The organism is Synechococcus sp. 60AY4M2 (assembly GCF_002760375.1).
In the GTDB taxonomy this organism is placed as follows: domain Bacteria; phylum Cyanobacteriota; class Cyanobacteriia; order Thermostichales; family Thermostichaceae; genus Thermostichus.
This window is the reverse complement of record NZ_AUMZ01000001.1, coordinates 382,890-387,798: the sequence shown is the minus strand read 5'-3', so window position 1 is coordinate 387,798 and position 4,909 is coordinate 382,890. Positions and strand designations below refer to the sequence as shown.

Below are 4,909 nucleotides of genomic sequence, written 5' to 3'. Positions count from 1 at the left end.
AAGCTAGATGCGAGGAAGGTTGTGATTATGGACAATTTAAATATCCACAAGAGTCGGGAAGTTGAGGAATTGATTAGGGGGACAGGAGCACGAATCCTATACCTGCCTGTGTATGCGCCGGAGTTGAATCCCATTGAGATGATGTGGTCGGTGTTGAAGCATTTTATTCGGCAGCTTTGCAGAATTGGGAAATATAGCATGGAGCAGATAGTGAAGACTTCTTTACTACTGATCAATCCATCCTCCTTCCGAAGTTGGTTTGCTAAGTGCTGCTATTGCACCCCTTGAGCTCTTAACAGGCTGTAATGGAGAGATGAACATCCGGCGCTTTTTTGAGGACTTCGAAGGCTTTGATGTCGCGCTCCGCTAGGCGCAACAACCGCCAAGCCTCCTCAAGATGCGGCTTCATAGAGGTCTTTTCCCTGCTTGCGCGCCCAGTACAGCACGGTGCCTGGCACACGGCTGCGCCGCTGGTATTCCGCCTCGGAATAAACGAGGATATCCAACCCTGGGCCCATATCGCCCACCGCTTCGTGCAAACGAATCATTTCGGCGTACCGATCAGACACCTCTGGTTTGATCACCATGATGTCTAGGTCGGAACCCGCGTCGGCATCGCCGCGGCCATAGGAGCCAAACAAGAGTACGCGGCTGGGCTGGGCCGCTGCCACGATACGCCGGACGATCTCTTGCAAGGTTTGATCATCGATCATATTGGCAACTCCATTACCTTCAGGCTCTCAATGCCCCGGTCATCCACGATCTTGACGGCAATGCGCTTGTGCTCGCCCGGTGCGAAGGGCAACGACACCGTACCGCTATAGGCTTTTATGAGGTCCTCGTCAATCTCGGCCTTGAGATTGCGCGCCAGCTTCGCCCAGCCTTCTTTCTCGCCCGCCATCGGGAAGAAGACCTGACGGGGGTAGAGGCAGCGCCCGTCGTAGTCGGTATCGAGCATCCACATGGCAATCTTGTCCTTGCCGCCCGATTCGATGGCCCCGGTCTTGGTGTTGTAGTAGTCGAAACCGTGTACCTCAACCACAAACCAGCCATCTTCGGCTTTGCGCAGCTCCACATCCGGCTGCCCGATGAGCCAGAAGGATTCGTTACTGGCGCGCTTCTTTTTGAGGTCGTCGGTGAGTAGGTCGGCGTTCATTTGGACTTTGAGGAACTGCATGCCGGCCAGCTCTGGCTTCATCTCGTCAATATCTTTTGCTGCTTCGGGGTCAAATTGAAAGGCGGCGAAGATCAGCAGTTTGGGCTGTGGGCTGAGCATCCGCGCCTCTTGCCAGGCATGCTCAACTTGCCGCTGCTCGAGCGGGCCATATTCCGGGCCGAAGGAGACGACCACGCGCATGGGATCGTAGGCTGGCGCCGTCTCGCGCACGGTATTTGCCCCTTCGTCGCTTGGCCGCGTTTCCCCCTCGGCATGGAGCCAGCGGCAACCGGGCAGGGGCTCTAGGCGGGCAAAGCGGATGTATTGCCCGTTCTTGCCGCGAATGCCGGTGCGCAGCAGTTCGTCACGCCATTCGGCCTGGCGCAGGGTCTCGCCGGAGCGGGTAATAGACGTATCGGCAGGTTGCGGCTTCTCCTCCAAAATCTCGTCCACCGACTTGACCGCCGGTGCCGGCACCGCTTCAACCGTAAAGGGGCCGGTGACGCGCACCTTCTTCCTGTCCACAAAGGGCTGGTCGTAGAGCGTCTCCTGCGGCGCATGGCGGGCGATGGCGGCGTCGATCTCCTTTTGGAGGGTGCGGCGGGCTTGATGGAAACGCTCGAAGGGTTCGCGCGCTTTTTCCGGCCAGTCGGCAGGAAACGTAAAGGGCACTTCCCATTCCACCAGCTCGTTGACCTTGACCACCTGGCCAGCGGGCATGGTGAAGGTTGCTTCATCGGGTGCGGCGAAGTCCACGAACTGGCCGGCCCGACCGCCTTGGGTGACCTGGAATTTGACCGGCTGGCCATGAAGCGCAGCGTTCAGCTCAGCAAGGGCCGCTGCCACTGCCGGATGGAGCCGCGCGTAAATGCCGTCGATCTCCGGGTTATTGGCGATGGACTTGAGCGTGACATGGGGCACGGTCTTGTACTTGAAGCCGGAGCCGACGCCCTCCTGCGGGTGCGCCAGTTCGTAGTAGTCGAAAACCGCAGTCATCAGCCGCTGGCGGGCGATTGTGATCGCGACGCGTGAGGTGTCGCAGGTGATCCAGCGCCGGCCCCACTGCTCGGCAACGTAGGCGGTGGTGCCGCTGCCGCAATTGTGCACGACGCACAGCTCCGTGATGAAAGAGTGCGCGTCTTCTACCTCCAGGTCATACAACTCCTCTTCGGTTTCTTGCGTGTGGAGTTCGGCGATGCGCACGGCGACCCGCTGCGGACCAAAGAAGACCCAATCCCCCACAGCCAGGTCCTGCGCTTCCACCCATTCGGCCTTCTCGACGCTGAGCTGAAGTTGGCAGGCGTGTCGAATGGTTTCGTAAACGCCCTCCAGATTGGACAGCACCTCCCTGGCCGGGACGCGCAGCACCTCCAAGCCCAGCTCGCGGAGATAGGCATCGCGGGCCTGATCGTGAGCCAGTGCCTCTTCGCTGCTGTGGGCCAGCACGCCGTCCACCTCGACGACAAGTTGGGCGTCGCGGCTGTAAAAATCTGCTATATACCGACCGATGGGATGCTGGCGTCGGAAGGCGAAACCGGTTTGGTTGTTGCGCAGCGCCGTCCACAGCTTACGCTCCGGCGGGGTCATTTCACGCCGCAGCATTTTGCTTCGCCCGCGCAACCCCCGGGGAATGCCCGACCAGTCGTTATGCCCTCCCAGTGAGCGCGGGCGGCGTTTGGCGAGCACCTTGTGGTCGGCAGAGAGCCAGAGCGTCGCGTCAGTTTTTTCGTGGCGGATGCCGATCATCTTGCCGCGGTACGGCCGGCGGATCACGCGCACGACGCGATGCGGTTGCCCGTCATGCCCCAAAACCCAGTCGCCGGGCTGGATGGATTCGATGGGGCGCAGGATGGCCCTATCCCATTCAGCCCCACCCCGGCCCTCCCCACAAGCGGGGAGGGAGCAGTGTCCCCCCCCATGCGGGGGGACCACAGGGGGGCTGCTTCCCGCATGCGGGGGGACTACAGGGGGGCTGCCTCCTCCATCCTCGGAAAGCAGTGTGGCCCCTCCACAGTTGGCCTCTTCCTGGTTAGCTTCTCCTCTGTCAGCCCCTCCCCAGCCCTCCCCGTAAACGGGGAGGGAGCGTCCCCCGTCCTTCACACACCACACCCGCGTCCCCTTCCGCACACACGTCGGGTCAAACACCAAATCGCCCGGGTCGGTGGTCATCAGGAGGCAGCGCTCTACAACCTTCGTACGCGTTTCAACCACGTATCGTTGCTCAGGATTGAATCCGGCCGTGTCGTCCCAGACCTCAGACAAGACCTTGAGCGGATAATCGTCGATATAATATTTCCATCGAAGTTTGCTGCCATCCTTAGTCACGCGACCCGTGCGTTTCAACGCCTCCATGCCATCGGGGTAGATCAGCTTCCAATGGCTGTTCTTGTTCGGTCTGAAGGTCTCTCCCTTAAATTGGAGCGGCGTATCCTCGCCCGGCGGCCCCGAGCTCTCCAGGCTTACGAGCTGGAAGACCTTTGCTCCCGCTGGCAACAGCGACGGATCGACCATCTCGGCCCGGGTAATCTTTCGCACGGTACCGTCGGGTAGCTCCACATTACTATAGAAGGCATCAGGCAGCTTTTCAGAATACAACTGGCGATATTTCAAATATTTTTTATCCCTGGCATACCAGATTCAGATAATCACTCGTCCGGCCTAACTCGTTGGATACCATGCTGCCGGTTTTAGCGAACGTGATAAGTCGCACAAAATTCCCCGCCCCAAACACTTCATCCATCAAGCAGCGTACCAGATGGACGTTCTCGTCGCCGATCTGCACGAAGATGCTGCCGCTTTCGGTGAGGAGTTCTCGCGCCAGCAGTAGCCGGTCGCGCAGGTAGGTGAGGTAGGAGTGGATGCCTAGCTCCCAGGTGTCGCGGAAGGCGCGGATTTGCTCTGGCTCGCTGGTTAAATCCTCGTCTTTGCCGTCCTTGACGTCGCGCTTGTTGACGAAGGGCTGGAAGTTAGAGCCGTATTTGATGCCGTAGGGCGGGTCGAGGTAGATCATCTGCACTTTGCCCGCCATGCCCTCTTTTTCCAGGAGCGAATTCATCACCAGGAGCGAGTCGCCAGCGATGAGGCGGTTGGTCCAGCCGTGTTTGTGCTGGTAGAACTCGACGGCCTGGCGCAGCGGCTCTCGGCGTTCCTCTTCAAAAAGGCTGAGTTGCTCCGCGCCGCCGCTGCCGTTCCGCTTCTTCACCGCCTCGATGATCGTACGGGGGTCGATGCGCTCGTGGACATGGAGCGAGATCGTCGGCACCGCGAACGAGGTGTGCTCGGCCTTGCCGGCCCAGACCAGTTGCGGGTCGAGGTGAGGATCGTAGGCATAGCGCTTTTTCGTTTGCCCGGCATCCGGGTCAGTCTGGGGCGTCACCAACCCCACAGGTGGATTATTGACACGCTCTTTGTCGCGGTGCTCGTAGGATTCGATTGGGCGTTTGGTGTCGGTTTTCTTGGCTGCCATCCAGTCCTGCCTGTTGGTTTGTCGTGGGCTTAGTGGGAAGGCTAGCTTGAGAGCATGACTCTAGTCAATAATAAGCTCAACTATACTGAAAATAATGTATAATATGTTCAGTACGGATTACTACCAGTTGATCTTTCTGTTTACTTTCGAGTCTGCCAACATGGTAGCCAAAGCAAAGCAGAAAATTGGTAGTAAGACGACACGGAAACTGCGCTTTGGGTATTCTACTCAAAGCTTTGCGGGATACCGCCATTCTGTTTGGAAACAAACAGAATGCTATCGCTGCA

The 4,909-nt window shown here is 58.8% G+C and carries 4 protein-coding genes and 1 pseudogene; 2 read left to right on the top strand and 3 right to left on the bottom strand.

What is annotated here, in order from left to right; all coding sequences use genetic code 11:
• Positions 1-288, top strand: a 288-nt coding sequence (locus SYN60AY4M2_RS01695) for a transposase (protein ID WP_206336904.1), incomplete at its 5' end; no start/stop codon positions are given.
• Positions 289-392: 104 nt separating this feature from the next.
• Here the strand turns inward: SYN60AY4M2_RS01695 and SYN60AY4M2_RS01690 are convergent.
• From SYN60AY4M2_RS01690 to SYN60AY4M2_RS01675, 3 genes are read right to left on the bottom strand one after another with little or no spacing between them, the layout of a single operon-like run.
• The gene (locus SYN60AY4M2_RS01690; protein ID WP_011430170.1) at positions 393-713 is read right to left on the bottom strand and encodes a nucleotidyltransferase domain-containing protein; all 321 of its coding nucleotides are present in this window, start codon (positions 711-713) and stop codon (positions 393-395) included.
• A complete protein-coding gene (locus SYN60AY4M2_RS14185; RefSeq protein WP_206336852.1) occupies positions 710-3,766 on the bottom strand; it encodes a DUF559 domain-containing protein in 3,057 nt (1,018 codons plus the stop codon). The genes SYN60AY4M2_RS01690 and SYN60AY4M2_RS14185 overlap by 4 nt, the downstream gene beginning before the upstream one ends.
• Before the next feature lie 7 nt (positions 3,767-3,773).
• The gene (locus SYN60AY4M2_RS01675) at positions 3,774-4,622 is read right to left on the bottom strand and encodes a DNA methyltransferase (RefSeq protein ID WP_206336851.1); all 849 of its coding nucleotides are present in this window, start codon (positions 4,620-4,622) and stop codon (positions 3,774-3,776) included.
• A 106-nt stretch (positions 4,623-4,728) separates the two neighbouring features.
• Between SYN60AY4M2_RS01675 and SYN60AY4M2_RS14700 the strand changes: the two are divergent.
• Positions 4,729-4,909 (top strand): annotated as a pseudogene (locus SYN60AY4M2_RS14700) (hypothetical protein); the annotation flags it as partial.

Coding starts and splice junctions, on each gene's coding strand:
- SYN60AY4M2_RS01690 (WP_011430170.1), bottom strand. CDS start 713: ATGATCGATGATCAAACCTTGCAAGAGATCGTCCGGCGTATCGTGGCA.
- SYN60AY4M2_RS01675 (WP_206336851.1), bottom strand. CDS start 4,622: ATGGCAGCCAAGAAAACCGACACCAAACGCCCAATCGAATCCTACGAG.